The organism is Bradyrhizobium sp. DOA9, assembly GCF_000617845.2.
GTDB lineage: Bacteria > Pseudomonadota > Alphaproteobacteria > Rhizobiales > Xanthobacteraceae > Bradyrhizobium.
The window spans coordinates 4,728,685-4,749,534 of the sequence record NZ_DF820425.1 but is presented as its reverse complement, the minus strand read 5'-3'; the positions used below and the strand labels follow the sequence as shown (position 1 = coordinate 4,749,534).

Genomic DNA, 20,850 nt, shown 5'->3' with positions numbered 1-20,850 from the left:
ATCGATGCTCGGGATGTTCAAGGCGAGTCCTCCCTATTTTGGGCTCCGAACCTAGCCCGGTCCCGGCCCTCTTGCAGTCGAAAAGGTTGCATTTTCCGCCAAACTTGGCGAGGATTTCCTCACAGGAATTCCGATGCCTTTTCAAGCCGCCACCGCAATTCCGCGCCGCGCCGTCACGCCCGCCGCCTTTGTCCGCGGCGTGGTGGCCGCTTATGAGCGCTACGGCCGCGATCCTGCCGAAGCCTTGAGCCGGGGCCAGGTCGCGCCGGAGCTGGTCAATTCTCCGGATGGGCGGGTCACCGCGGCCCAGTTCGAGGCGCTGGCTGGCCATGCCATGCGCGAGCTCGATGACGAGGCGCTCGGCTGGTTCTCGCGCCGGCTGCCCTGGGGCACCTATGGCATGCTGTGCCGGGCCTCCATCGCCGCACCGACGCTGGAGGTCGCGCTCAAGCGCTGGTGCCGGCATCACCGCCTGGTCACCGAGGATGTGCTGCTCGATCTCGAGGTTGGCGAAGAGACCGCTGTCGTATCGATCCGTGAGCTGCGTGACCTCGGGCCCTTCCGCGAGTTCTGCCTCGTCACGCTGTTCCGCTACGTGCTCGGCTTCTCATGCTGGGCTGTCGACTCCCAGATCGCGCTCCGCGCGGCTGAGTTTCCTTACTCCCAGCCCGGCCACGTCTCGGTCTATCCGACCATCTTCTGCCGGAGCGTCCGCTTCGATGCGGACCGCGCGGCCATCATCTTCGACAAGCACTATCTGTCGCTGCCGATCACGCGCAGCGCGGCCGATCTCGACAACATGCTGAAGGGCGCGCTTCGGCTCACCGTGCTGCCGTACCGGCGCGACCGCCTGCTCGTCGAGCGCGTCCGCCGCGTGTTGCGCGATGCGCGCGGACGGGTCCTCGGCGCCGAGGACGTCGCGCGCGAGCTCGCGCTCTCCACCCGCACCATGCATCGCCGCTTGCGCGAGGAGTCCACCTCGCTGCGCGATCTCAAGGAGGAGGCGAAATTCGAGCTGGCCAAACAGGAGCTGATGCGCGGCCGCACGCCGGTCAAGCGCATCGCCGAGATCGCCGGCTTCCGCAACGAGAAGAGCTTTTCGCGGGCCTTTCGAACCTGGACCGGCACCTCCCCGCGCGAGTTTCGGGGGCGGTATCGCTGAGGCGCTGCGATGAAATTCCGATTTCCGCTGGGATATTCGCAGCCCTACCGGCTACGCCACCGCGACCTCCTGCAATGGCAGCGGCACGTCCTTGGCAACTCCGAGCACGGGGAAGCTGCGGACGTTCTTCACGTTTGGCATCGCCGCGAAATGCAGGAGCTGCTGGCGCATGCTCTCGACACTCGGGGCCACGCATTTGAGCAGATAGTCGGTGTCGCCGGAAATCCGCCAGCACTGCTGGATGCGCGGGATCGCGGCGATCGAGCTCTCGAACGCCTCCAGCACCGGCTGGGCCTGGCTGCCGAGCTGGATCGAGACGAACGACACCACCTCATAGCCGAGCAGCCGCTCGTCGATCACGGCACGCACCGCCCGGATCACGCCGCGACTGAACAGCGACTTCAGCCGCCGCAGGCAGTTCGGCGCGGACACGCCGACGCGTAGCGCCAGCTCGTTGTTGCGCACCCGCCCGTCCTGCTGCAGCTCGGATAGGATTTTCAGATCGACGCCGTCGAGCTGGTCACGCCCCGCCATCCCCGCCTCGCCATGGTCGTGTCATGACCGCCAGCGAAGCACGGTTGGAAATGGCTGCCAAGGGCGGGCACGGGCGACCAGCCGCTCTCTTCGTCATGGCCGGGCTCGTCCCGGCCCATCCACGTTCTTCATCTACCGCCGCGCCGAAGCGGCTTCGGCCGCGCGGGAAGCCCAGGCATGACGGCACTTCAGATGCTTCGGGAGAGAATGGCCCCTCAATGCGTCCAGGGCTCGCCGCGGCGGAACGAGAAATTGTCGGCATAGGCGACCGGCCGGCGGATCGACTCCTTGGGCTCGATCACCTGATAGGCGATGCCCTTGCGCTCGCAATAGGCGATCGCCTCTTCCTTGCTGTGGAAGCGCAGCGTAATCTGCTGCTTCATGTCGGCCGACGACGTCCAGCCCATCAGCGGCTCGACCGACCGCGGCTGCTCCGGCTCGTAATCGAGCTGCCATTCCCTGGTCTTGGACCGGCCCGATTGCATCGCGTTCTTGGCAGGCTTGAAAATGCGTGCGGTCATGACTGGTCCGGGCCTCCAGGTCTTTTCGTTCGATTTCGATGCGTCACGGTGGCAGTTGGTGGAAATCTCGGGGATAGTATAGAGAAACCGGCTGGGAACTGATCGTGATTCCGGCCCCGGCCCCCTCGCCAACGGTATAGTCATTATGCTGCACCGTGACAATTGCGTACCCGCCTTCCGCGCCGGGATCCTGCCCGGCGCCGTCTCGTCAATACCAGCAGATCCGTCCTCTCTGAAAGCTCCCGACGCATGGCCTTCCTGAACGTCAGCGCCACGCTTCCCGACAAGGGTCGCGACCTCCGGCTCGACCTGTTTCGCGGTGTCGCGAACTGGGCGATCTTTCTCGACCATATCCCCGACAACGTCGTGAACTGGATCACGACCCGCAACTACGGCTTTTCCGACGCGGCCGACCTGTTCGTCTTCATCTCCGGCTACACCGCCTCCTTCGTCTATGCACGAATGATGCTGGACCGCGGCTTCATCGTCGGCGCTACGCGCCTGACCAAGCGGGTCTGGCAGCTCTATGTCGCCCACATCATCCTGTTCGTGATCTACATCGCCTCGATCAGCTATCTCGCGCTGCGCTTCGGCGATTCCGAGATGATCAACGAGTTCAACGTCGCCGGCCTCGTCGACAACGCCACCGAGACCCTGCGCCAGGGCCTGTTCCTGCGCTTCAAGCCTCTCAACCTCGACGTGCTGCCGCTCTACATCGTGCTGATGGGCCTGTTTCCGCCGGTGCTGTGGTTCATGCTGCGCAAGCCCGATTTGACGATGATGCTGTCGATCGTGCTGTGGCTCGTCGCGCGTCATAATGGCTGGAACCTGACCGCCTATCCGGCCGGCCAGTGGTACTTCAATCCGTATTGCTGGCAGGTGCTGTTCGTGTTCGGCGCCTGGTGCTCCATGGGCGGCGCGCGCCGCTCGATCGCGCTGATCAATTCGCCAATCACGCTGTGGGTCTGCCTCGCTTATCTCCTGTTCGCGCTGGTCATGACCATGGCCGGCCGCTTCCCCACCTTCGGCGGCATGTTCCCGGAATGGCTGTTCTCCGCCTTCAACCCCAATGACAAGACCAACCTCGCGCCGTACCGCTTCCTCCACTTCGTCGTGATCGTGATCCTGGTGATCCGCTTCGTGCCAAAGGAGTGGCCGGGGCTGGAGTGGAAGGTGTTCGACCCCTTGATCGTCTGCGGCCAGCAGTCGCTCGCCGTGTTCTGCGTCGGCGTATTCCTGTCCTTCGTCGGTCATTTCGAGCTGTCGATGAGCTCGGGCTCGCTGCTCGCGCAGATCTTCGTCAGCGTCGCCGGCATCGCGATCATGACGACGGTGGCTTATTACATCTCGTGGTCGAAGAAGCAGGACAAGCCGCTGAAGCCGCCGCCGGCCAAGCCGGCTGCGGAGGCGAAGGCGGCCTGAGAACGTTCGGTGCGGCCTTCGGAACGCCCCCGCGAGGCGGGCGCTCGGGATTCGAATTGACCTGGGTCAACAGAGGTGACGCCGGCACGCATAATGTGGCCGCGACTTAAGCCGCCGCACAGAGCCCGGCGGCCTCCTCTCGCACAAGGCCCAACTCATGCCCTCTCATTTCCACGCCGTGGTATGGATCGATCACTCGCAGGCCCGCATCTTCCATCTCGGCCTGAGCGGCTCGGACGAAGTCACGCTGCATCCGCACCTGGCGACGCGTCATCTGCACCACAAGGCCAATAGCATCGGAAGCGGCCATGCGGCTCCCGACAAGGCATTCTACGCCGAGGTGGCCACGGCCCTCGCCGATGCCGGTGAGATCCTCATCATCGGGCCGGCGAGCGCGAAGACGGAGCTGGCCAGCCACATTCGCGCAAGCGCACCCGATCTCGCCAAACGGATTGTCGCGGTGGAAGCGGCCGACCATCCGTCTGACGCCGAAATCGTCGCCTATGCGAAGCGTCACTTCAAGCTGCCGCTGCCGCGCGTGCAGGCGCCGGGATCGGCGGCCGGCGAGCGGCACGCGGGCTAGGACCGTACAGCGTCAACGACAAATCGAGGCGCGATGACGGTCATCCCGATCTCATCGCGCTTCAGGCCGCCTCTTCTTTGTCGAACTCGGTGAACTTCTTGTAGATCCAGTCTCGGCCGTCGTGGCGACGCCAGACCTTGCCGAGAACGAACTGCCCGTTGATGGAGCGGCGCGGCACGATCACCGTCCAGAGGTGCCAGATCTCGGTCCAGTTCGATTGCGGACCGACGGTCCTGATGTTGCGGTCAAGAGACATGGGCAGAACTCGCTGGCGCAGAACTCAAAAGATCCGCACACCGCGACGAACAATCATCTGTGGTCACACAGAGTGAAAACTGCCCATCGCGAGCCGGGACCGACCTGATAACAGCCAGCCAAACGGCCGCAACGGCCGCTCGCCTTTAACCTTGCCGATCAACCTTACTTCCTGGGATGGAGCGACGCGATCGGTTGAAAGCCTGCGGCGGTTTTTCTAGAATGCCCGCGATTTGAGGAGAAGCGCGCCGTTTTGGCGCACGATGATTTTTAGACTGAACTTTGCCGACGGTCGGACGTTTGAAGCAGGTGAATTGCGCGGGGGGACGACAATGATGAAACTGCAATGTGCGCCTCTGCGCCTCGCGCTTCGCGTGGCGCCGCCCGCGCCGATCGTGAGCATGGCTTCGCAACGCCCGCTGCAAGCCGCCAACGACAACCAATTGGCCTGGCCGTACGTGCCATTTCCGCCCGGCTGGTACGCCTCGAACTGACGAGCGCGGGTCGGATGCTGACCTGAGAGAGCCGGCGCCGCCAGGGACTGGTCGGGGCAGCTGGATTCGAACCAACGACCTGCAGTACCCAAAACTGCCGCGCTACCAGGCTGCGCTATACCCCGAATGTCCGGCGAGCCCCGTCGATACACGCTTCCCAGGGCGCCAGCAAGCTTCCAAACCAGGTCGTCAGCACGCCCGGCCTGAGCCGCAATCGCCCCTGCCCCGTCCTATTTGCCGCCGAACAGGGGGTGGCCGACGCGGTCACCGGGGCGGATGCCGTACTTCTGCGCCGTCCCCGCCACCACCTCCAGCACGGCCCGGGCGGGTCCACGGGAGGAGATGATCTTCCTCGACAGCGGCTCGGTATTCTCCGCGATGCGCAGGATGCGGCCATCGGCGCGGATGAAGATCATGTCGAGCGACACGTAGGTGTTCTCCATCCACATCGAGATTTCCTGCTCGGGATTGAAGTCGAACAGCATGCCTTTGCCGTCGGGCAATTCCTTGCGGTACATCAGGCCGGTTCGCTTCTCCTCCTCGGTCGTTGCCATCTCGACCGAGAACACCTGCACGCCGTTCTTGGTGACGATCTCGAGCGGCTGGAAGCTGGCGGCGCCGGCCGGCGTGCCGGCGACGGCCCAGAAGGCGATGACGAGGATGGCGGCCAGCCAGCCCTTCAGAGCGGACCAGACGGCCTTTCGATCAGAAGTCATGGGGGCACTCGCGGCGTGGGACGTGAAGTCAGTCCTTACGCGGCGACCGCCCGAAAAGGAAGAGGCGCGCCGGACTTGCAGCGCGCCTCTGCTCACGATTGCGGGAATTGATATTGCTAGTGCGACTGCAATCCGGGCGATCCGGTCTCGGGATGGATCTCGGCCGCCATCATGCCCTTGGAGCCGGGCCCGAAGCGGACCAGCACATACTGGCCCGGCCTGAGCTCTGTCATGCCGAAGCGGCGCAGCGTCTCCATGTGCACGAAGATGTCGGGGGTGCCCTCGCCGCAGGTCAGGAAGCCGAAGCCGCGCAGGCGGTTGAACCATTTGACCTGGGCCCGCTCCAGTCCGCTGGTCGGGGTGACCGTGACATGGGTGCGCGGCGGCAGCATCTGCGCCGGATGGATCGCGGTCGATTCGTCCATCGAGACGACGCGGAAAGCCTGGTAGCCCTTGGCGCGCTGGATACACTCGACGACGATGCGGGCGCCTTCGTAAGCCGTCTGGAAGCCGTCGCGCCTAAGCACGGTAACGTGCAGGAGGACGTCGGGCCAGCCATTGTCGGGAACGATGAAGCCGTAACCTTTGGAAGCGTCGAACCATTTGATGACGCCGGTGACCTCGACGAGGTTGGCGCTGGCTTCGCCCAACCCGGTGAAGGGATTGAGTGCATTGTCGTGGCCGGCGCTGCCATGCTCGCCCGGCGTCAATCGCCCCGGCGAGGTGCCCTGTCCGGGAACTCCAAGCTTCTTGGACTCAAATCCGTCCGACGACCCCATAACCCCGGACCCCACACTGCCATGCAACCCGCCACATTGGCGGCGCTCGAATCACGCGTCTTAAGAGAATGTTCTCGATTCGACGCGACGCGAATCTTTCGACTCAAAAGATAACACTCCCGGTTGCGACGCATAGACAAAAAAGAGATTCGCCGGAACCTATGAACAGCTTGCACAGCCGCGAATCAAATTGCCGCCTCAATTTCCGACAAAGGGCCCGAGAGTCTCGCCGATGTCGTGGTGGATGACGAGGTCGGCGATGTCGTCCTGCTCGGTCGGCTCGCGATTGATGATCACGAGACGTGCACCGGCGCGCCTGGCCATCATCGGAAAGCCGGCGGCCGGCCAGACCACCAGCGAGGAACCGATCGCGATGAAGAGATCGCAGGCCTGCGACAGCGCCGTCGCGCGCTGCATCTCGTCGTCCGGCATCATCTGGCCGAAGGAAATCGTGGCGGTCTTCACCGGCTCGTCGCAGGCGGTGCAGGCGGGCGCGCGGCCTTCGTCGTCGAAGCGGCGCCTCACCCAGTCGAGCGGATAGGCCTGCCCACATCCGATGCAGCGCGCATAAGTGGTATTTCCGTGAAGTTCAATCACATGCTCCGGGGCGAAGCCGGAAGCCTGGTGCAGATTGTCGATGTTCTGGGTGATGACGGCGGGAACCTTGCCGGCGCGGTAGAGCGATGCCAGCGCCCGATGGCCGCGGCCGGGCTTCGCTGCGGCAAACACCTCCTCCATCGCAAAACGCCGGCGCCAGGATTCGTCCCGCGCCGACTGGCTCGCGACGAACTCGTCGAACGGGATCGGACGGTTGCGCGTCCAAACGCCGCCGGGCGAGCGGAAGTCGGGAATGCCGCATTCGGTCGAGATGCCGGCACCGGTGAACGGGACGATGGTCCTGGCCTCGGCGATCATGTCGCCGAGCCGCTCGATGCCGCTCTGAAGATCCGATGCGATCAATCGCGCCTCCCGATAGTTTGGCCTGGCAGCAACATGCGCAAGCGGCAAGATCGCTGACGCTCCTATCAAGCGCCAACGCAATGCGCTCGGCAATTTCTTCCGACCTTCGCATATCACATTCCTGCAATGCCTCCTCCCCATTGACGCCCCATTCGGGAGTGCCAATGGATGTGTTGACGCGACTCAACGTGATTGCGGCGGCAGTGCTTTGAGTTCGGATGTGCACATACTCAAGGTGTAGAGGGGATTTGACATGACCGAGGACGAACAACGCAAAGAGCGCGAACGCGAAGAAATTGCCGCCCGTGTCGCCGCCTTCCGTGCCACTCAGGAGAAATTCAAGCGCGAGCGCGAGGAATACTTCGTGTCGACGCTGGAGAATGCCCGCAAGGTCGAGCGGCCCTCGCTCTGGCCGTAACATCGTCGCGCAGGGCGGCGAGATGCGAATGAAAAAAGCCCGGAGCAGCGCTCCGGGCTTTTCGCTTTTGGCGACGACCAATGCCGCCAGTGATGGTCGCGGGGTGCCGGGAACCCGATCGTCGTCAAAAAATAGATGCGACGGGAACGAAATCGCCCGCCGCGGATTGATGTTCCAAGTGCGGGAGCCTCCGCCATCCGGGTTGAGGCGACAGCATGAAGACCCCGTCAGCATCTCCGCGATGCTGGCGGGGTTTTCAGTTTCACGGGAGCAGATGGCAGCAGACCATGACGGTTGCCAGCGGGGACGACGATCGAGGAGGAGAGCTTGCCGTTATCCGCTTTGCTGGCCCGTATCCGCAAATTGGTTCCCAGATCCGACGATGAGCACTACGACGAGATCGTCCGCAGCTTCGGTGTCGGCACGCTGCGCCCGCCGCCGACGCCGATGAGCGACCGCGAGCTGGCGCAGGCCATTGCCGAGTTCCTGAAGGAGCAGCCGTCGACCGAATCCGTCGCGACTCTCGGCCGAAGGCTCGACCCCTCCTCTCCGCTCTGATTTCTCTGCAGGAGCATGGAACCGGGATTGCGCGCAGACGTTGAATCTTTCCTCACGCCGAGTGGAGGGAAAGAGGCCGATATGCCCGTCTGGCTCGAAGTCTTGCTCAACCTGTCCGGCTATGCCGGCTTCGTGGCGCTCGCCTCGCGCGGCCCCGCAGGCCCGCAGGCGCGGGCCGACGAAAGCCGCTGCGGCGACGAGCGTTAATTGGCGCGCGGCGCCTGGCCGGCCGTACGCACCAGCCGGTCGGCCTTGACCGCAACGCGCGTGTCCTCGGACTGCGGCCGCAGCGAGAAGCTGACCACGACGAAAGCAAGACAGAACAGCGCGCCGACGACGGCAACCCGCCGGTAGGTGTGCCGGTCGCCTTGAAAGAAAGACGGCTCTGAAAAAGGCGTCATGGCAAATTGCTTCTTGGGCAATCGTTCTTTGGCAATCGTTCTTTGGCAATCGTTATTGGGCAAGGTCGTTTCTTGCTTGTCCTTGCCGGAACACCTACCCCAACGCGCGACCAGCGCAACGCGATTGGGCTTTTAACCTAACCGAATAGGGTTATCGGCATCCGCGTAAGCTATCGTTAGCCAGGCCGCACCTGGCAGCTCCGGGCGAAGCGCGGCGCAACGAGCATCCGGCTTTGTTCCAGCTTCGACTCCATTTCGTTCGCGAAGAACGAATCGGAGCAGCGGGATCGGACGCAGAGCAAATCCTAACGATCGATGAAAGCGCGCGCGCTCACACGTTCGATACGGCAGAACTCCTCGGCGGCGAGACCCTTCTCCCACAAAGCTTCTCGCACGCCGTCGCCCCGAAGCAGGTCATGCCGCCCGCTTCGGCTTTTCCTTCGAGAAGCATGCGAGGATCTGGATGCGGAGTTCTTCCGCGGCAGGGCCTTCCAGCTTCCTGAGCTCGTTCCAGAGCCTGATCACCTCGCGCTGTTTTTCGACGGTCATGAGCAACCTCCAACGGTCCACCAGGGGCGGCTCACACTAGAACAAAATGAGAACAAAAAGTCCAGCCCCACCCGCGAAATTATCGTTGAGGGCGGCGTTGAACCTTTTTCGGCGCGGCAAGCACCTATGGAAGCTGGGGATTTCAGCGCCCAGTTACACGGCAGCGTCGCCTGACGAATATACTCCGTCACGGCGGCGCTGTTGCTTTTTCCGATTTCAACTTTAGGTTATGACCGAGGGCTGCCGGCGAGGCGCTGAAATCCCAACGCCGTCAGCCAAAAAAGCCTCGCGCGAAAGCGCGAGGCTTTTTCTCTTGGAGTTCTCTTGGAGCGGGCGACGATGGCGACGGAGCGGACCTCGCCGTTCCGGACAGCGCGAGGACCGCGCTATGCTTCGTCCCGATGGTCGTGGGTGATGTTCGGCATGGCCGAGCACCACCTGCTCTTCAGCCGTCGATTGCTGCGCCGTGGCGCCAATGCGCCGACCGCAACGACATCGCCGGCAGGTCAGACGGCGTCCTTGGCCACCTTCAGCGGCGAGGCCTTGACCGACTTGCTGGCGGGCTTGGCCGCAAACTGCATCGGCTCCTTGGTGAACGGATTGACGCCCATGCGGGCTTCGGTCGCCGGCTTGTTCACGACCGACATCTTCACGAAGCCGGGAATCACGAACTCGCCGGATTCGTTGAGCTCCTTGTAGCCGACGGTCGCCATGTACTCGATCACCGACTTCACGTCGTTCTTCGAAAGCTGCGTGCCCTCGGCAATTGCATCGATCAATTGGGTCTTCGTCATCTTCGCCATGGTCTGAATTCCTTTGAAGGGGTGCGCGGAGCAATCTGCTGCTGGGGACGCGGCCGGACCCGCGAATGCGCGCTGCTGATTCATGCCAGAAGTCATGAAGTGATCGGGCTTAGACCCTATCGAGGCCGAAAACGCAAGCATGGGCGCTACGGGATTCCCGACTTCCTGTGCAAGATGCTGTAAGACCTGCAATTTTCTTGAACCCGGCAGTGCGCCGCGACTGCTATAAGGCCGCAACTTTTCTCATGGAGTGCTGATGAAGGTCGCTATCGTCATCGCAGGTTTGATCGTGTTCGCCGTCGCAGCCCTCGTCGCGATCCAGCCGAGCTTCCTGAAGCCTGCGTCCCTCGCGCTCGTGAAGAAGTCCGACATCTTCGGCTTCTCGCCCGGGATGACATTCGACGAGGCGAGCAAGCTCGTCGGTCAACGCCATTATCTCTGCCGGCAGAACCGAGGTCCGTACACCTTCGAATGCGAGATCAACGGGGCCAGGGTCACGGCTCACGGCGTTGAAGCTGACGCCAGGCACCCGATCTGGCGCGTCAATGCGACGCTGAACAATCCGGGGGCGCAGGAAGCTGCCGTCAAGTCGATCTCCGACCAGTTCAACGCGCCGGCCATCAAGGACCGGGACGGCTGGACATGGATCGTCGGCCGCGGGTTCAAGCTGAGCTTTGACGGCGCCAGCCTGACTCTCGTGGACGAGGCCGCGGAGGCGAGGCTTCGCGAGGACGACGCCAAGCGCTAGAGCATGATCCGGAAAAGTGCCAAGCGGTTTTCCGGAAAGATCATGCGCAAACAACAACCTGAAGCGCGATGACGATTCATCCAGATCTCATCGCGCTTTAGAGCATGATCCGCTTGAGAGCATGAGGTCACCTCGCCGTGAAACTTGTGGCCCGGCGACCCGTTGTTGACGCTTCAGTAACCTAACGCGACCAAGCTTCAATCAGGTTGGTTGCGTTGGAGTATCCTCACAGTGCTGGATTTTAACGAGCTGCGTGAACTCGCGGCGGATGTTCGTATTTTCGTCGATGTCGCCGAAGACAAGGCCGAAGCGCTCAAAGCCGTGATCGCCGCCTACGACGTGGTGCTGGCGATCTTCCCGGTCGATGACGGCATGGGCCTCCATGTCATCAAGGGCAAGGAGATCCTGGACCAGATCGCGACGTCGCGGACACACGCGATGCACAGCCACACGGCGATCGCGGTTCCGGATCTCGCGCATGCCGAAGCGCTCAAGTTTCTGACGGCTCCCGTCGAGCACCGGATCGCGGCCTGAGCCTGGCCGCAAGGGCGTGACGTGCGCGCCGACGTATCCGCGCTTCGGCGAAACTGGCGCATGTTCTTTTGAACTTTCTCAGCCCTCGCGCGTCTTACAGTTGAAGCGTCCCTAAGCTTCACCTCGACAGAGAACCCCGCTCCCGAAAGGGCGGGGTTTTCGCTTTTGGCGCTGCATCAGCTCGCCCGGGATTTCAAGCGCTCTTTGCCGTTGACCCGGCGGCCGCCCGGACGCAGTTTTTGCGGCGGGCAGGGTTTTGAGGAGCCGTGATGCCGAAAACCCTTGTGGAATTCAGAGCGCAGAACCTTCGTTTGCTCGAGCGGCTTTGTCCCGATGACCCGCGATACATCGCGGCCTGGCTGAAGCAGTTCGACGAGCAGAACGGGATCACGCCAAAAGCCGGTCCGAAGTCCGGCAAGAACCGCCAGACTGCTCCGCCGCGAAGCAAGACCGCTTCGCCCGCGCGCACGAGGTCGGCGCCCTCCGTCGCACCGCGCTGAGCGGCGGCAGCGACAAGCGCGCAGCCTGGGGTTTGCCCTGCGCGCTCGCCGCATGACCGAGCGCGCTCACGGAATGTCCGCCGCCTTCCGGTTGTCCCCGATCGAAACCGGCTTGTTCAGGAAATATTCGCGGTTGCCGGTAGCTGCTTCCGCGTATTGATCGATGGCGACGATGATGGCCTGGACGTGGGCATAGCACCACCCTTCCCGCGTCGCGCGCCGGCGAACGTCCTCGAGCGCGGTGAGGAACGGCGACAGGTCTCTCTCGTCGTCGAACCACCGCCTGCTCACCACGACCTCCCGCCGAGCACCCGGCCCTTGGCCGGGCGCGGCTCTGCCGCCTTCAGCGCATCGCGTTCCGCGCACAGGCTTTCGACCTTCGCCTCCATCCGCGACAGCAGCGCCTGCGCCGAAGCCGTGCCGATACCTGCCCGCTGCAGCTGGAGGATCTCCTTCCTCTGCCTGCCCATCTGGATGCGCATCCGTTCGATCTCCCGCCTGAGAAAATCCAGGTCCGGCATTGTTCCGCCTCGCGAATTCGAGATATGCCCCATGAGAACAAAAACGGAACGAAGAGTCGAGTCCGACGTTCTACGGAAGACGGAAATAGGAGATGTGCGATGGCCGACAACACAAGGAAGGACCCGAAGGATTGGGTTTCCGGCGACGACCCGATGACCGGAGCCCAGGAATCCTACCTCAAGACCCTCGCCGAGCAGGCGCACGACAGCCCGCCCGCGGACGAGCTGACCAAGGCCGAGGCCTCCGAGCTGATCGACAAGATGCGGCAAAAGGCCGGGCTGGAGCAGTGAGGCATCCGATTGCGGGAACCCGGCTCCGTGCGTAAGCAAACGGAATTGGGAATCGAGAATGGCTTATTTCGTTTGCGCCCGCGACGGAGCGGGCCAGATCATCTTGAAACGAGAGACAAGGGAAGCGGCTGAGAAGAAAGCCGCCGAGCTCCGCGACATGGGCTATTTCGAAGTCGAGGTCGTCGCGAAGGGCGACGAGGAGACGGCGTGAGGGATCATGCTTCCCGGAGCACCTTGACGGCGCCGAGAATGACGAAGGCACCGAGACCGTAGGTCAGCGCATTCACGACCCAGCACATGGCGATGCCCAGCAAGGTCGATCCTCCGACCGCTCCCCGGACAAAATACGCTGCGCTGATGCCCGGCCACTCCAGCCAAAGCAACGCGAAGTCGGTCAGCGGCTCCAGCACGAGGAGCGCCGTCGAGATGAGCGCCCCGATGGCCAATGCGATGACGAGGTATGTCTTCAGCCAGGGCATCAAAGACCCAGCAGGCCGGCGATAACAGGAATGATGAAATAGGCGGCGGCCCCGAGCAGGAGGCCGACGACAAGACGTGCCGTGCGGCTGTGAATCCTGGTATCGACCCACGCACCGATGGCGAACGCAGCCTCTCTCAGCCAGCTCCCCACGAGCGCTCTGACGAGATCGAACAGGAGTTCTGCAACGAATGCGGCCATGGCGTTTGGTCGCCCTCGCCTCAGGCACGGTTCATGAGGCCGGTCACCGCGGTGTCTAGATCGACCGACGCAAGGCGCTCCGGCGATGTACCGCAACGCTTAGCGGGCCGGCGCCGCAGTTCGCGCCGCTATTGCGCTAGTCATTCAATTGAATTACATTGCCATACCGCATCGGAGGAGGCGAACATGGCCGCAAATGCCCTTGTCCAGACTCGCATAGACGCCGAAGTCCGCGATCGCGCCTCCGCCGTCCTTGAGGAGATGGGGCTAACGGTCTCGGACGCGGTTCGCATCCTGCTGACCCGGACCGCCAATGAGGGCGCGCTACCGCTAGAGCTCCTCACGAACAGCAAGGCTCATGACGCCTGGTTTCGCGAGAAGGTTCTGGAGGCGTTGAACGATACCCGGCCCGATGTCTCCGACGAACAGGCTGAAGCGCATTTCGCAAAGCGGCGCGCGGCGGCCCGGCGCAGGGCGGACGAACCAAAGTCGTGAAGCTCGTCTGGTCCGCCTTCGCGCTGTCGGACCGCGATGGCATCTTCACCCACATCGTCGCTGAAAGTCCTCGGGCAGCCACCGCGCTCGACGAGCGGATCGCTGCCGCTGTGCATCGACTTGTCGACTTCCCGAGAGTGGGCGCCCTGGCCGCGTGGCCGGCACACGCGAGCTCGTCATTGTGGGCACGCCCTATGTCGCTGCCTACGCTGTAACTGAAGGCTCCATCCGGATATTACGTATCCTGCACGGCACCCAGAAGTGGCCCGATGAGCTTCCTGGAGATGAGTAATCGTTGCGCGACAAACCATGATGGGTTTCGCAAGTGTCTACCCATCTACGAGCTCTCAATCAGCGATCAGCCAATCAACGCAAACCGGTGGCTTGAATGAAAACCGCACTTGTCTTCGGCGCAACCGGCTTCATCGGCTCGCATTTGCTGCGCGACCTCTTGGACAGTCCCGACTATGCGCGGGTTGTCGCGGTGGCCCGCAAGCCGCTGCCGGTGAGCCATCCGAAGCTCACGGTCCTGATCGGCGATCTCGCGTCCCTGCCCGCGCTCAAGCCGCAACTGGTTGCGGACGAGATCTTCATCGCGCTCGGGACGACGCGCAAGCACACCCCTGACGAGGCCGCGTACTACAAGATCGATCACGATTATCCGCTACTCGCGGCCGAGATCGCCAAAGCGAACGGCGCGCGGTCGGTGTTTCTCGTCACGGCCGTCGGCGCCAACGCCGCTTCCGGCGTGTTCTATCTCAGGACCAAGGGCGAAGTTGAGCGGGACATTCTCGCGCTCGATTTCGAGCACACGCACATCTTCCGCCCGTCGATGATCCTCGGTGCACGCGCCGAGGACCGCCCGCGCGAACGCCTCATCGTCGCGCTATGGAGCGTGCTCAATCCGCTGCTCGTTGGCCCGGTCGACCGCTATCGCGGGCTCACCGGCAACGACATCGCGCACGCCATCGCCAAAGCCGCGCGGCATCAAACGGAAAAAGTGCGCATCTATCATTGGAAAGAGATGGCGGCACTGCTTCGAACGCGAGGCGGTGCGTAGGATGGGTAGAGCGAAGCGAAACCCATCGAGAGCCGTTGCGTGACGAAGCATGATGGGTTTCGCAAGTGCTCTACCCATCCTACGAGCATGCGCCGCTGGACTGCACCTCCCGAATAACACAAGATGGTTGCAGTATCGGTGCACCAGATCGTCCAGAGCCAGGATGAGCCGCGTGCGCCGCAGTAAAATTCAAAAAAAACGGCAGGGAAGAACGATGCAGGGAAAGAGAAATCTGGCGCTTGATGGTGCCATGGCTTGCCTGGCTCCAGTCGCAGCGATCATGGTCATTGCGATCTCGCCGGCAAGCGCCGACAATTCAGCCAACATACCACCTGCGCTCAAATGCGCCGACTTGACCGGCTGGAAGATGCCGGGATCGACGGCAACAGTCACCAAGGCCGAGCTGGTGCCGGAGGCACCGCCGGGGACCGTGCAGCCGTCACCGCCGGCGCCGGCCACCGTGTCGGTGGCGCTGCCGCCGAACTGCCGCGCGGATGGCGTGATCGACCAGCGCGTGGGGGTCGAGGGCAAGTCCTACGCGATCGGCTTTGCCGTTGCCCTGCCCGATCGCTGGAACGGCCGGTTCTTGTTTCAGGGCGGCGGCGGTTTGAACGGCTCGATCCGGCCGCCGCTGGGTTACCAGGCGGCCGGCGAGGTGCCGGCACTGGCGCGCGGCTTTGCCGTGGTCTCGACCGATAGCGGCCATCAGGGCGCGGTGTTCGATGCCTCGTTCCTGAAGGACCAGGAAGCCGCGCTCAACTTCGCCCATGCATCCGTCGGCAAGGTGACGATCGCCGCCAAGGCGATCGTCGCGCATTACTATGGCCAGCCTGCAAAGCGTTCCTATTTCACGGGGTGCTCGACCGGGGGCCGCGAAGGCATGCTGGCGTCGGCGCGCTATCCCGAACAATTCGACGGCATCGTCGCCGGCGCGCCTGCGATGCGCACCGGCAATTCCAATCTAGGTCTCGCCTGGGCCAACGCTGCCTTCAGCCAGATCGCACCGAAGGATGCGTCCGGCAAGCCGGAGCCCGCCAAGACGTTTTCCGCAGGCGAGCGAAAGCTGATCACGAACGCGATCCTCGATGCCTGCGACGCCAAGGACGGCGTCAAGGATGGCCTGATCTTCGACGGCAAGGCCTGTCAATTCGATCCCGCGGTCCTCACCTGCAAGGCCGGCAAGACGGATGACAAGACGGATTCCTGCCTGGCGCCGCCGCAGGTCGACGCCTTGAAGAAAGCTTTCGCCGGACCGAAGAATTCACGCGGCACGCAGGTCTACCCGCCGTTCCCGTGGGACAGCGGCGTGGCAGCCGAAGGCGTTGCCATTCCCGGCATCCTGGCCACCGGCGCGCGCAGTCCGGTCGGACCGCCTGTTTGGGAAAACATCAACGTCGATCAACTCGAAGACCGGGTCAACGCGAGCGGGATGGATCGCCTCACCAACACCGCCTACTGGACCAACCTTTCGAGCTACTTCGGCCATGGTGGCAAGCTGCTGTTCTACCACGGTGTGAGCGATCCCTGGTTCTCGGCGAACGACACCGTGAATTACTACGAGCGCATGGCGGCGGATTCCGGCGGCATGGAATTGGTGCGGGACAAATCGAGCCGGGCCTTCCTGGTGCCCGGCATGGGTCACTGCTCGAGCGGCGCCGCGCTCGATCGTTTCGATCTCCTCAGCGCGGTCGTGAACTGGGTGGAAGACGGCAAGGCGCCCGATCAGGTGGTCGCGACGGGACCAGCCTTTCCCGGCCGCAGTCGGCCGCTGTGCGCCTATCCGCAACACGCGCGATACAAGGGCCAAGGCGATCCGGAGAGCGCGGAGAGCTTTGAGTGCAAGTAGGGCACTTGCGCCACTCGAGATAAGTGCACTGTCATTGGTATTCCAAGCTCCCCACAGTTAAGCGTGAAGGCCCAGATGCAGTCTAGACTAACACAATTGTGGCGATTGCGTCATGGTGCTTTCAACTTGCCGAATTGAACAATCTCTAAGATTGTGAGAGCGTGTTTCATCGCGCTTTGCGTCGCACCATGATACTGCTGGGGAAGATTATGGCTGTTCCTGATTTTCAAAGCTTACTGTTGCCCGCCTTGAAAGTTGCCCAAGACGGGCTAGAGCACAATCTAACTGAGACGCTCGATAGCCTCGCTGAACAATTTGGGCTGAGCGAGGAAGATAGGGCCTATTACGGTGACAGTGCACTAAACCGGATCTCGCCGTCCAGCTTCGGGCCGCGTTTTGCGCACAACGCGAATTGAGTGCACTGTCAACGTAACTGCCGTCTTCAGGGCCTGACTTAAATCGGGAGGGTCGATCTTCCAGCGGTTGATGGTTCGCTCGTCCTTACTGAAGAAGTCGGCGATTTCTGCGTCGCTCGCACCTAGGCGGCAAAGCTTCGCGGCCCGGTCTGCATACTCAGGGAGGTAGTAGGACGGGCGTCTGGGCTTACGGGCAACCTTTGCATTCACGCCGCAATTGTGCTCACATCCACAGATTGCAGACAATGGAGCGGATTATGCGCCTCAAATTGATTGCTGCCACTGCGCTTGTGGTCACCTCTTCCGCTTGCCCGACCGCCCAGGCCGAGTCTCTTGGAGAATCCATCGCCGGTCAGTGGGCGGTCGTCGGCATGACTACGAACGCCAACGGAGACATCTACGTGATGGTGAGGAAGCCGGGAGAAAAACCGTCACTCTGCCTCATCAATAAGCCCAACTTTAATTCCGACACCACCTCGACGATTTTTGCCCGGAAGTGTCTTCCGATTAATTAACGTCGGCCCGCCGAACGGGTCATGCCGGCTTCGAGCGATGCCACTTCGATTACGGTGCACTAAACCCCCGGGTTTCACCGGCCGGCTTCGGCTCGCGTTTCGCGGATGGTGCCAATTGAGTGCACTGTCACCGTAATCGCGAACATCGCTTCCCACGTGTCCCGTCCCTGGAGTGATAAAGGCCGTGGTCACGCGTCGCGAGGGGTAAGACAAATCCGGGGTGAGTAGTTGTGGTGGCTCCAGTGGACACCCTAGCTGCACACACGCCTCTAGCGCAGCCCACCACTATCAACTATAAATTGTCTATCGACATCACAGGAGGGATCGATGGCCGGAGACTGGGGACGGGTTCAGCGCGACATGGAATGGATACTGAATCCGGCGAACAATGCCAAGGGATACGGCTCTATGAAAGCTGCCCTCGAAGCAAACGACGTTAACAGGATGGGGCAGGTAAAAAATGCGTTTCACGAGAGCACCGTGCAACCGGGCCAGTGGGCCAACTTCGATGCATGCGCTGAAGAGGACCAAGGTCGCCTTTACGCTTTAGGCCGTTCCATTCTTCATCTCTAAATTAATCGCCCCGCCGAAGGCGCTATTAAGAGCCCCGAGTGCCCGCCAGGTCTGGCAGATGCTGTCGGCGATGCTCGAGCTACCCTTGCTGTGCCGATCCACACGTTGTCTGAGCGCGGACCGGCCCATAGCAGTCCACTCAACTCGCCCGCCTGGCGTTCGAGTTGAGTGCTGTCGCCGTAATTTACTCTTTCTTGGGGGGCGCAGCTACCGCCATATCATACGTGCTCGTATCGCCATACGAGCCACTAGGCCCGACTTCCACACCCCACACGGGTACTTTCAAACTTCCACTCAGCTTCTTCACTAAGGTGACCTTGTAGTGGCAACCAACTGAACCGGTGCTGTTTCCCAGCGCATACGACAAGGTTGGATATTTTTGTTCTCCAAGGCATCGATAAACACCTACGCCTTCCGGGATAATGCGTTTCCTATATCCCTTGCAGACCGAGTAATTGTCTGGGTGAAGGTTGAATGTGATCCCCTCAGAGCTAGCCTCATTCAACTCTTCCTTGCTTAAATCTCCGGAAAAGCCGAAATCGAAGATCGGAAACTTGAATCCTCCTCCAATTCCTCCGTTGTTGGTGCGGCTATCCTTCCATGTCACCGCCATCTTCTTATCGAGTGGCAGATTTGCCTGTTGCAGCTTCTTACCGATCTTGCCTGCCTCACAGCGCAACGAGTTGATCATGATGTCATCAGGTACGCCTTGGGCGAACGCAAAACTGGAAAATGCAACAGTGGCAATCGCTGAAATCGCACAAGTCTTCAAAGTCTACCCCCATTTCTCTGTAGAAAGAGTAGCAACTTAGCGACGCATCTCGGAGTTGTACAGTCGGGCGAGGCAGTACTGTTCAACGCAAGCTCTTTCGCTTCAATTTCAGCACCTTCATCTCGGCGCGCATGCCCCCCGCTTCTCCCTCACGTGTCCTCGCCCACTGCCCCTCCTCCCCGTTTCCTGCTATCTCTCCCCAGCCGTCTCGGCCCAAGACAAACCCCTCCACCCCCAGGGAGCAACAACCATGCGATACCTCCACACCATGCTGCGCGTGCGCAATCTCGATGTCGCGCTGAAATTCTATGTTGATGCTTTCGGCTTGAAGGAGGTGCGGCGGATCGAGAACGACAAGGGGCGGTTCACGCTGGTGTTTCTGTGCTCGGCGGACGATCTCGAAGCCCTCAAGAAGCAGCCGCCGACGCGCGGGGCGCCGCTGGTCGAGCTCACCTGGAATTGGGACGAGGAGAAGTACGGCGAGGACCGCTTCTTCGGCCATCTCGCCTATGAGGTCGACGACATCTACGCCACCTGCGAGAAGCTGATGAAGGCCGGCGTCACCATCAACCGTCCGCCGCGCGACGGCAACATGGCCTTCGTCCGCTCGCCGGATCTGCACTCGATCGAGCTGCTGCAGAAGGGCGATCCGAAGCCGCCGCAGGAGCCCTGGGCGTCGATGCCGAACACCGGCCATTGGTAAGCCACAGGCAGGAACCAGACCCCTTGCCGGACGTTCTCCTTTCACGAAACCGATTTGGAGGAGAATGCGATGGCGAGAGGGCTGTTGCTGTGGATGCTTGGCGTGCCGATCCCGGTGATCATTCTGTTGTGGCTGTTCTTCGGCCGCTGAGCGTCAGTTTGAACTTTGCAATGAAGGCTCCGCCGCGTGCGGAGCTTTTTGCATGAGGGGCACGATGCAATCGCGCATCGCTCGGCGCACCGAATTCCGCTATCACCCGCAGCGGGCGACAATGCGGGGAGACGCTTCATGCCTGACGCCAAGCCGACGATCTGGGGCCGCGCCAATTCGGTCAACGTGCAGAAGGTGCTGTGGTGCTGCACCGAGCTCGGCCTCGCTTACGAGCGCATCGATGCCGGCATGCAATACGGCAAGACGCGCGAGGCCGATTATCTGGCGATGAATCCCAACGCGCGGATTCCGACGCTGGTCGAGGGCGACTTCGTGCTGTGGGAATCCAATTCGATCATGCGCTATCTCTGCCTCGCGCACGGCCGCGGCGCGCCGATCTATCCGGAGGCGCCGAGGCAGCGCGCCTCGGTCGATCGCTGGCTCGACTGGACGCTGTCGACGGTGCAGCCGGTCGACCGCCCGGTGTTCTGGGGCATCGTGCGCACCGCGCCCGCCGAGCGCGACATGATCCAGGTGCAGCGCGATGCCGATGCCGCCGCCGAGGTCTGGGCCATCGCCGACCGCCTGCTCGCCACGCGCCGCTTCATCGAGGGCGATGCGTTCACGCTCGCCGATATCGCGGTCGGATCCTATGCGCGGCGCTGGCTCGGGGTCGAGGGCATCACCCGGCCGGCCCAGCCGCACCTCACAAGCTGGCTCGCCGAGCTCGGCAAGCGGCCGGGATTTGCGCAATTCGTCGCACCGCCGATGTCGTGAGCCGGCCATGCGGCGCAAGCCGCGGCGAAGACGCGCGGAATCGTGGTTGGGGCGCATGCGCCCGCCGGTCACGGCAGACCTTGACGGCTACTGTGCATGGGGTTGTTTTCGCAAG

General features: G+C 62.4%; 34 protein-coding genes, 1 tRNA gene and 1 pseudogene. 21 read left to right on the top strand and 15 right to left on the bottom strand.

Annotated elements, in window-relative coordinates; all coding sequences use genetic code 11:
- Positions 1-133: 133 nt before the first annotated feature.
- Positions 134-1,162, top strand: coding sequence for an AraC family transcriptional regulator (locus tag BDOA9_RS22290; protein WP_025036182.1), 1,029 nt, complete (start codon positions 134-136; stop codon positions 1,160-1,162).
- A 51-nt stretch (positions 1,163-1,213) separates the two neighbouring features.
- Here BDOA9_RS22290 and BDOA9_RS22285 read toward each other — a convergent pair whose 3' ends face one another.
- Positions 1,214-1,696 (bottom strand): Lrp/AsnC family transcriptional regulator, encoded by a 483-nt coding sequence (locus tag BDOA9_RS22285; RefSeq protein ID WP_025036181.1) that lies wholly within the window; start codon positions 1,694-1,696, stop codon positions 1,214-1,216.
- Positions 1,697-1,911: 215 nt separating this feature from the next.
- On the bottom strand, positions 1,912-2,217 hold the full coding sequence (locus BDOA9_RS22280; protein WP_024337795.1) for an ETC complex I subunit: 306 nt from the start codon (positions 2,215-2,217) through the stop codon (positions 1,912-1,914).
- 249 nt (positions 2,218-2,466) lie between these two features.
- On the opposite strand from BDOA9_RS22280, the gene BDOA9_RS22275 reads away from it, so the two are divergent.
- Positions 2,467-3,639 (top strand): OpgC domain-containing protein, encoded by a 1,173-nt coding sequence (locus BDOA9_RS22275; protein ID WP_025036180.1) that lies wholly within the window; start codon positions 2,467-2,469, stop codon positions 3,637-3,639.
- A gap of 157 nt (positions 3,640-3,796) precedes the next feature.
- Positions 3,797-4,222, top strand: coding sequence for a hypothetical protein (locus BDOA9_RS22270; RefSeq protein ID WP_025036179.1), 426 nt, complete (start codon positions 3,797-3,799; stop codon positions 4,220-4,222).
- A 61-nt stretch (positions 4,223-4,283) separates the two neighbouring features.
- On the opposite strand, the gene BDOA9_RS22265 is transcribed toward BDOA9_RS22270, so the two are convergent.
- Positions 4,284-4,478: a hypothetical protein gene (locus tag BDOA9_RS22265; RefSeq protein ID WP_025036178.1), complete on the bottom strand. Its 195-nt coding sequence runs from the start codon at positions 4,476-4,478 to the stop codon at positions 4,284-4,286.
- A 331-nt stretch (positions 4,479-4,809) separates the two neighbouring features.
- Between BDOA9_RS22265 and BDOA9_RS38970 the strand changes: the two genes are divergently transcribed.
- Positions 4,810-4,971, top strand: coding sequence for a hypothetical protein (locus BDOA9_RS38970; RefSeq protein ID WP_192859673.1), 162 nt, complete (start codon positions 4,810-4,812; stop codon positions 4,969-4,971).
- A gap of 48 nt (positions 4,972-5,019) precedes the next feature.
- On the opposite strand, the gene BDOA9_RS22260 is transcribed toward BDOA9_RS38970, so the two are convergent.
- From BDOA9_RS22260 to BDOA9_RS22245, 4 genes are all read right to left on the bottom strand, one after another.
- Positions 5,020-5,096: transfer RNA gene (locus BDOA9_RS22260), tRNA-Pro, on the bottom strand.
- A gap of 105 nt (positions 5,097-5,201) precedes the next feature.
- A complete protein-coding gene (locus BDOA9_RS22255) occupies positions 5,202-5,687 on the bottom strand; it encodes a DUF192 domain-containing protein (protein ID WP_025036177.1) in 486 nt (161 codons plus the stop codon).
- 116 nt (positions 5,688-5,803) lie between these two features.
- Positions 5,804-6,466, bottom strand: a complete 663-nt coding sequence (locus BDOA9_RS22250; RefSeq protein ID WP_025036176.1) for a cold-shock protein — start codon at positions 6,464-6,466, stop codon at positions 5,804-5,806.
- A gap of 198 nt (positions 6,467-6,664) precedes the next feature.
- A complete protein-coding gene (locus BDOA9_RS22245; RefSeq protein ID WP_025036175.1) occupies positions 6,665-7,426 on the bottom strand; it encodes an SIR2 family NAD-dependent protein deacylase in 762 nt (253 codons plus the stop codon).
- A gap of 253 nt (positions 7,427-7,679) precedes the next feature.
- Here BDOA9_RS22245 and BDOA9_RS38965 point away from each other — a divergent pair, with 253 nt between their 5' ends.
- From BDOA9_RS38965 to BDOA9_RS39910, 3 genes are all read left to right on the top strand, one after another.
- Positions 7,680-7,844: a hypothetical protein gene (locus tag BDOA9_RS38965; protein ID WP_008558907.1), complete on the top strand. Its 165-nt coding sequence runs from the start codon at positions 7,680-7,682 to the stop codon at positions 7,842-7,844.
- 327 nt (positions 7,845-8,171) lie between these two features.
- A complete protein-coding gene (locus BDOA9_RS22240; protein ID WP_025036174.1) occupies positions 8,172-8,402 on the top strand; it encodes a hypothetical protein in 231 nt (76 codons plus the stop codon).
- 81 nt (positions 8,403-8,483) lie between these two features.
- A complete protein-coding gene (locus tag BDOA9_RS39910) occupies positions 8,484-8,609 on the top strand; it encodes a hypothetical protein (protein WP_152033406.1) in 126 nt (41 codons plus the stop codon).
- Here the strand turns inward: BDOA9_RS39910 and BDOA9_RS22235 are convergent.
- From BDOA9_RS22235 to BDOA9_RS22230, 3 genes are all read right to left on the bottom strand, one after another.
- The gene (locus BDOA9_RS22235; protein ID WP_025036173.1) at positions 8,606-8,803 is read right to left on the bottom strand and encodes a hypothetical protein; all 198 of its coding nucleotides are present in this window, start codon (positions 8,801-8,803) and stop codon (positions 8,606-8,608) included. The genes BDOA9_RS39910 and BDOA9_RS22235 overlap by 4 nt on opposite strands.
- A 414-nt stretch (positions 8,804-9,217) precedes the next feature.
- Positions 9,218-9,352 (bottom strand): hypothetical protein, encoded by a 135-nt coding sequence (locus tag BDOA9_RS39905; protein ID WP_256375400.1) that lies wholly within the window; start codon positions 9,350-9,352, stop codon positions 9,218-9,220.
- Between the two features lie 506 nt (positions 9,353-9,858).
- Positions 9,859-10,155, bottom strand: coding sequence for an HU family DNA-binding protein (locus BDOA9_RS22230; protein ID WP_018323108.1), 297 nt, complete (start codon positions 10,153-10,155; stop codon positions 9,859-9,861).
- A gap of 256 nt (positions 10,156-10,411) precedes the next feature.
- Between BDOA9_RS22230 and BDOA9_RS22225 the strand changes: the two genes are divergently transcribed.
- The 3 genes from BDOA9_RS22225 to BDOA9_RS22215 all read left to right on the top strand — a co-directional run bounded on the left by BDOA9_RS22225 (position 10,412) and on the right by BDOA9_RS22215 (position 11,937).
- Positions 10,412-10,903, top strand: coding sequence for a hypothetical protein (locus tag BDOA9_RS22225; protein WP_025036172.1), 492 nt, complete (start codon positions 10,412-10,414; stop codon positions 10,901-10,903).
- A 231-nt stretch (positions 10,904-11,134) separates the two neighbouring features.
- Positions 11,135-11,437 (top strand): hypothetical protein, encoded by a 303-nt coding sequence (locus BDOA9_RS22220; protein ID WP_025036171.1) that lies wholly within the window; start codon positions 11,135-11,137, stop codon positions 11,435-11,437.
- A 269-nt stretch (positions 11,438-11,706) separates the two neighbouring features.
- Positions 11,707-11,937, top strand: coding sequence for a hypothetical protein (locus BDOA9_RS22215; protein ID WP_152033405.1), 231 nt, complete (start codon positions 11,707-11,709; stop codon positions 11,935-11,937).
- A 66-nt stretch (positions 11,938-12,003) separates the two neighbouring features.
- On the opposite strand, the gene BDOA9_RS22210 is transcribed toward BDOA9_RS22215, so the two are convergent.
- The gene (locus BDOA9_RS22210; protein WP_085974320.1) at positions 12,004-12,228 is read right to left on the bottom strand and encodes a hypothetical protein; all 225 of its coding nucleotides are present in this window, start codon (positions 12,226-12,228) and stop codon (positions 12,004-12,006) included.
- Entirely contained in the window at positions 12,225-12,458 is a 234-nt protein-coding gene (locus BDOA9_RS22205; RefSeq protein WP_025036168.1) for a hypothetical protein, read from the bottom strand. Before BDOA9_RS22205 ends, BDOA9_RS22210 begins: the two co-directional genes overlap by 4 nt.
- Positions 12,459-12,557: 99 nt before the next feature.
- Between BDOA9_RS22205 and BDOA9_RS22200 the strand changes: the two genes are divergently transcribed.
- Positions 12,558-12,749: a DUF3072 domain-containing protein gene (locus BDOA9_RS22200; protein ID WP_025036167.1), complete on the top strand. Its 192-nt coding sequence runs from the start codon at positions 12,558-12,560 to the stop codon at positions 12,747-12,749.
- A gap of 58 nt (positions 12,750-12,807) precedes the next feature.
- Positions 12,808-12,960: a hypothetical protein gene (locus tag BDOA9_RS38960; RefSeq protein ID WP_192859600.1), complete on the top strand. Its 153-nt coding sequence runs from the start codon at positions 12,808-12,810 to the stop codon at positions 12,958-12,960.
- A gap of 4 nt (positions 12,961-12,964) precedes the next feature.
- On the opposite strand, the gene BDOA9_RS22195 is transcribed toward BDOA9_RS38960, so the two are convergent.
- Complete coding sequence (locus tag BDOA9_RS22195) at positions 12,965-13,228, bottom strand: hypothetical protein (RefSeq protein ID WP_025036166.1); 264 nt, start codon at positions 13,226-13,228, stop codon at positions 12,965-12,967.
- The gene (locus tag BDOA9_RS22190; protein WP_025036165.1) at positions 13,228-13,428 is read right to left on the bottom strand and encodes a hypothetical protein; all 201 of its coding nucleotides are present in this window, start codon (positions 13,426-13,428) and stop codon (positions 13,228-13,230) included. Before BDOA9_RS22190 ends, BDOA9_RS22195 begins: the two co-directional genes overlap by 1 nt.
- 186 nt (positions 13,429-13,614) lie before the next feature.
- On the opposite strand from BDOA9_RS22190, the gene BDOA9_RS22185 reads away from it, so the two are divergent.
- The 7 genes and pseudogenes from BDOA9_RS22185 (at position 13,615) to BDOA9_RS22155 (ending at position 18,333) form a co-directional block, all read left to right on the top strand.
- Positions 13,615-13,923, top strand: a complete 309-nt coding sequence (locus tag BDOA9_RS22185; protein ID WP_025036164.1) for a type II toxin-antitoxin system RelB/DinJ family antitoxin — start codon at positions 13,615-13,617, stop codon at positions 13,921-13,923.
- Positions 13,920-14,215: pseudogene (locus BDOA9_RS22180) on the top strand (type II toxin-antitoxin system RelE/ParE family toxin). The gene BDOA9_RS22185 and the pseudogene BDOA9_RS22180 overlap by 4 nt, the downstream one beginning before the upstream one ends.
- A 96-nt stretch (positions 14,216-14,311) precedes the next feature.
- Entirely contained in the window at positions 14,312-14,983 is a 672-nt protein-coding gene (locus BDOA9_RS22175) for an oxidoreductase (protein ID WP_025036163.1), read from the top strand.
- Between the two features lie 49 nt (positions 14,984-15,032).
- Positions 15,033-16,829, top strand: coding sequence for a tannase/feruloyl esterase family alpha/beta hydrolase (locus tag BDOA9_RS22170; protein WP_152033404.1), 1,797 nt, complete (start codon positions 15,033-15,035; stop codon positions 16,827-16,829).
- Positions 16,830-17,038: 209 nt separating this feature from the next.
- Complete coding sequence (locus tag BDOA9_RS22165) at positions 17,039-17,245, top strand: winged helix-turn-helix domain-containing protein (RefSeq protein ID WP_082847928.1); 207 nt, start codon at positions 17,039-17,041, stop codon at positions 17,243-17,245.
- Positions 17,246-17,502: 257 nt separating this feature from the next.
- Entirely contained in the window at positions 17,503-17,760 is a 258-nt protein-coding gene (locus BDOA9_RS22160) for a hypothetical protein (RefSeq protein ID WP_152033403.1), read from the top strand.
- Positions 17,761-18,087: 327 nt separating this feature from the next.
- The gene (locus BDOA9_RS22155) at positions 18,088-18,333 is read left to right on the top strand and encodes a hypothetical protein (RefSeq protein ID WP_025036159.1); all 246 of its coding nucleotides are present in this window, start codon (positions 18,088-18,090) and stop codon (positions 18,331-18,333) included.
- A 184-nt stretch (positions 18,334-18,517) separates the two neighbouring features.
- Here the strand turns inward: BDOA9_RS22155 and BDOA9_RS22150 are convergent, their stop codons facing one another.
- Positions 18,518-19,105, bottom strand: a complete 588-nt coding sequence (locus BDOA9_RS22150; RefSeq protein WP_152033402.1) for a hypothetical protein — start codon at positions 19,103-19,105, stop codon at positions 18,518-18,520.
- A gap of 250 nt (positions 19,106-19,355) precedes the next feature.
- Here BDOA9_RS22150 and BDOA9_RS22145 point away from each other — a divergent pair, with 250 nt between their 5' ends.
- Positions 19,356-19,808: a VOC family protein gene (locus BDOA9_RS22145; protein WP_025036157.1), complete on the top strand. Its 453-nt coding sequence runs from the start codon at positions 19,356-19,358 to the stop codon at positions 19,806-19,808.
- A 288-nt stretch (positions 19,809-20,096) separates the two neighbouring features.
- On the top strand, positions 20,097-20,735 hold the full coding sequence (locus BDOA9_RS22140; RefSeq protein WP_025036156.1) for a glutathione S-transferase family protein: 639 nt from the start codon (positions 20,097-20,099) through the stop codon (positions 20,733-20,735).
- Positions 20,736-20,850 lie beyond the last annotated feature (115 nt).

Bases quoted from the DNA above. Each gene is read 5' to 3' on its own strand.
- BDOA9_RS22290 (WP_025036182.1), top strand. From the start codon at position 134: ATGCCTTTTCAAGCCGCCACCGCAATTCCGCGCCGCGCCGTCACGCCC.
- BDOA9_RS22285 (WP_025036181.1), bottom strand. From the start codon at position 1,696: ATGGCGGGGCGTGACCAGCTCGACGGCGTCGATCTGAAAATCCTATCC.
- BDOA9_RS22280 (WP_024337795.1), bottom strand. From the start codon at position 2,217: ATGACCGCACGCATTTTCAAGCCTGCCAAGAACGCGATGCAATCGGGC.
- BDOA9_RS22275 (WP_025036180.1), top strand. From the start codon at position 2,467: ATGGCCTTCCTGAACGTCAGCGCCACGCTTCCCGACAAGGGTCGCGAC.
- BDOA9_RS22270 (WP_025036179.1), top strand. From the start codon at position 3,797: ATGCCCTCTCATTTCCACGCCGTGGTATGGATCGATCACTCGCAGGCC.
- BDOA9_RS22265 (WP_025036178.1), bottom strand. From the start codon at position 4,478: ATGTCTCTTGACCGCAACATCAGGACCGTCGGTCCGCAATCGAACTGG.
- BDOA9_RS38970 (WP_192859673.1), top strand. From the start codon at position 4,810: ATGATGAAACTGCAATGTGCGCCTCTGCGCCTCGCGCTTCGCGTGGCG.
- BDOA9_RS22255 (WP_025036177.1), bottom strand. From the start codon at position 5,687: ATGACTTCTGATCGAAAGGCCGTCTGGTCCGCTCTGAAGGGCTGGCTG.
- BDOA9_RS22250 (WP_025036176.1), bottom strand. From the start codon at position 6,466: ATGGGGTCGTCGGACGGATTTGAGTCCAAGAAGCTTGGAGTTCCCGGA.
- BDOA9_RS38965 (WP_008558907.1), top strand. From the start codon at position 7,680: ATGACCGAGGACGAACAACGCAAAGAGCGCGAACGCGAAGAAATTGCC.
- BDOA9_RS39910 (WP_152033406.1), top strand. From the start codon at position 8,484: ATGCCCGTCTGGCTCGAAGTCTTGCTCAACCTGTCCGGCTATGCCGGC.
- BDOA9_RS22235 (WP_025036173.1), bottom strand. From the start codon at position 8,803: ATGACGCCTTTTTCAGAGCCGTCTTTCTTTCAAGGCGACCGGCACACC.
- BDOA9_RS39905 (WP_256375400.1), bottom strand. From the start codon at position 9,352: ATGACCGTCGAAAAACAGCGCGAGGTGATCAGGCTCTGGAACGAGCTC.
- BDOA9_RS22230 (WP_018323108.1), bottom strand. From the start codon at position 10,155: ATGGCGAAGATGACGAAGACCCAATTGATCGATGCAATTGCCGAGGGC.
- BDOA9_RS22225 (WP_025036172.1), top strand. From the start codon at position 10,412: ATGAAGGTCGCTATCGTCATCGCAGGTTTGATCGTGTTCGCCGTCGCA.
- BDOA9_RS22215 (WP_152033405.1), top strand. From the start codon at position 11,707: ATGCCGAAAACCCTTGTGGAATTCAGAGCGCAGAACCTTCGTTTGCTC.
- BDOA9_RS22205 (WP_025036168.1), bottom strand. From the start codon at position 12,458: ATGCCGGACCTGGATTTTCTCAGGCGGGAGATCGAACGGATGCGCATC.
- BDOA9_RS22200 (WP_025036167.1), top strand. From the start codon at position 12,558: ATGGCCGACAACACAAGGAAGGACCCGAAGGATTGGGTTTCCGGCGAC.
- BDOA9_RS38960 (WP_192859600.1), top strand. From the start codon at position 12,808: ATGGCTTATTTCGTTTGCGCCCGCGACGGAGCGGGCCAGATCATCTTG.
- BDOA9_RS22195 (WP_025036166.1), bottom strand. From the start codon at position 13,228: ATGCCCTGGCTGAAGACATACCTCGTCATCGCATTGGCCATCGGGGCG.
- BDOA9_RS22190 (WP_025036165.1), bottom strand. From the start codon at position 13,428: ATGGCCGCATTCGTTGCAGAACTCCTGTTCGATCTCGTCAGAGCGCTC.
- BDOA9_RS22185 (WP_025036164.1), top strand. From the start codon at position 13,615: ATGGCCGCAAATGCCCTTGTCCAGACTCGCATAGACGCCGAAGTCCGC.
- BDOA9_RS22175 (WP_025036163.1), top strand. From the start codon at position 14,312: ATGAAAACCGCACTTGTCTTCGGCGCAACCGGCTTCATCGGCTCGCAT.
- BDOA9_RS22170 (WP_152033404.1), top strand. From the start codon at position 15,033: ATGATGGGTTTCGCAAGTGCTCTACCCATCCTACGAGCATGCGCCGCT.
- BDOA9_RS22165 (WP_082847928.1), top strand. From the start codon at position 17,039: ATGGCTGTTCCTGATTTTCAAAGCTTACTGTTGCCCGCCTTGAAAGTT.
- BDOA9_RS22160 (WP_152033403.1), top strand. From the start codon at position 17,503: ATGCGCCTCAAATTGATTGCTGCCACTGCGCTTGTGGTCACCTCTTCC.
- BDOA9_RS22155 (WP_025036159.1), top strand. From the start codon at position 18,088: ATGGCCGGAGACTGGGGACGGGTTCAGCGCGACATGGAATGGATACTG.
- BDOA9_RS22145 (WP_025036157.1), top strand. From the start codon at position 19,356: ATGCGATACCTCCACACCATGCTGCGCGTGCGCAATCTCGATGTCGCG.
- BDOA9_RS22140 (WP_025036156.1), top strand. From the start codon at position 20,097: ATGCCTGACGCCAAGCCGACGATCTGGGGCCGCGCCAATTCGGTCAAC.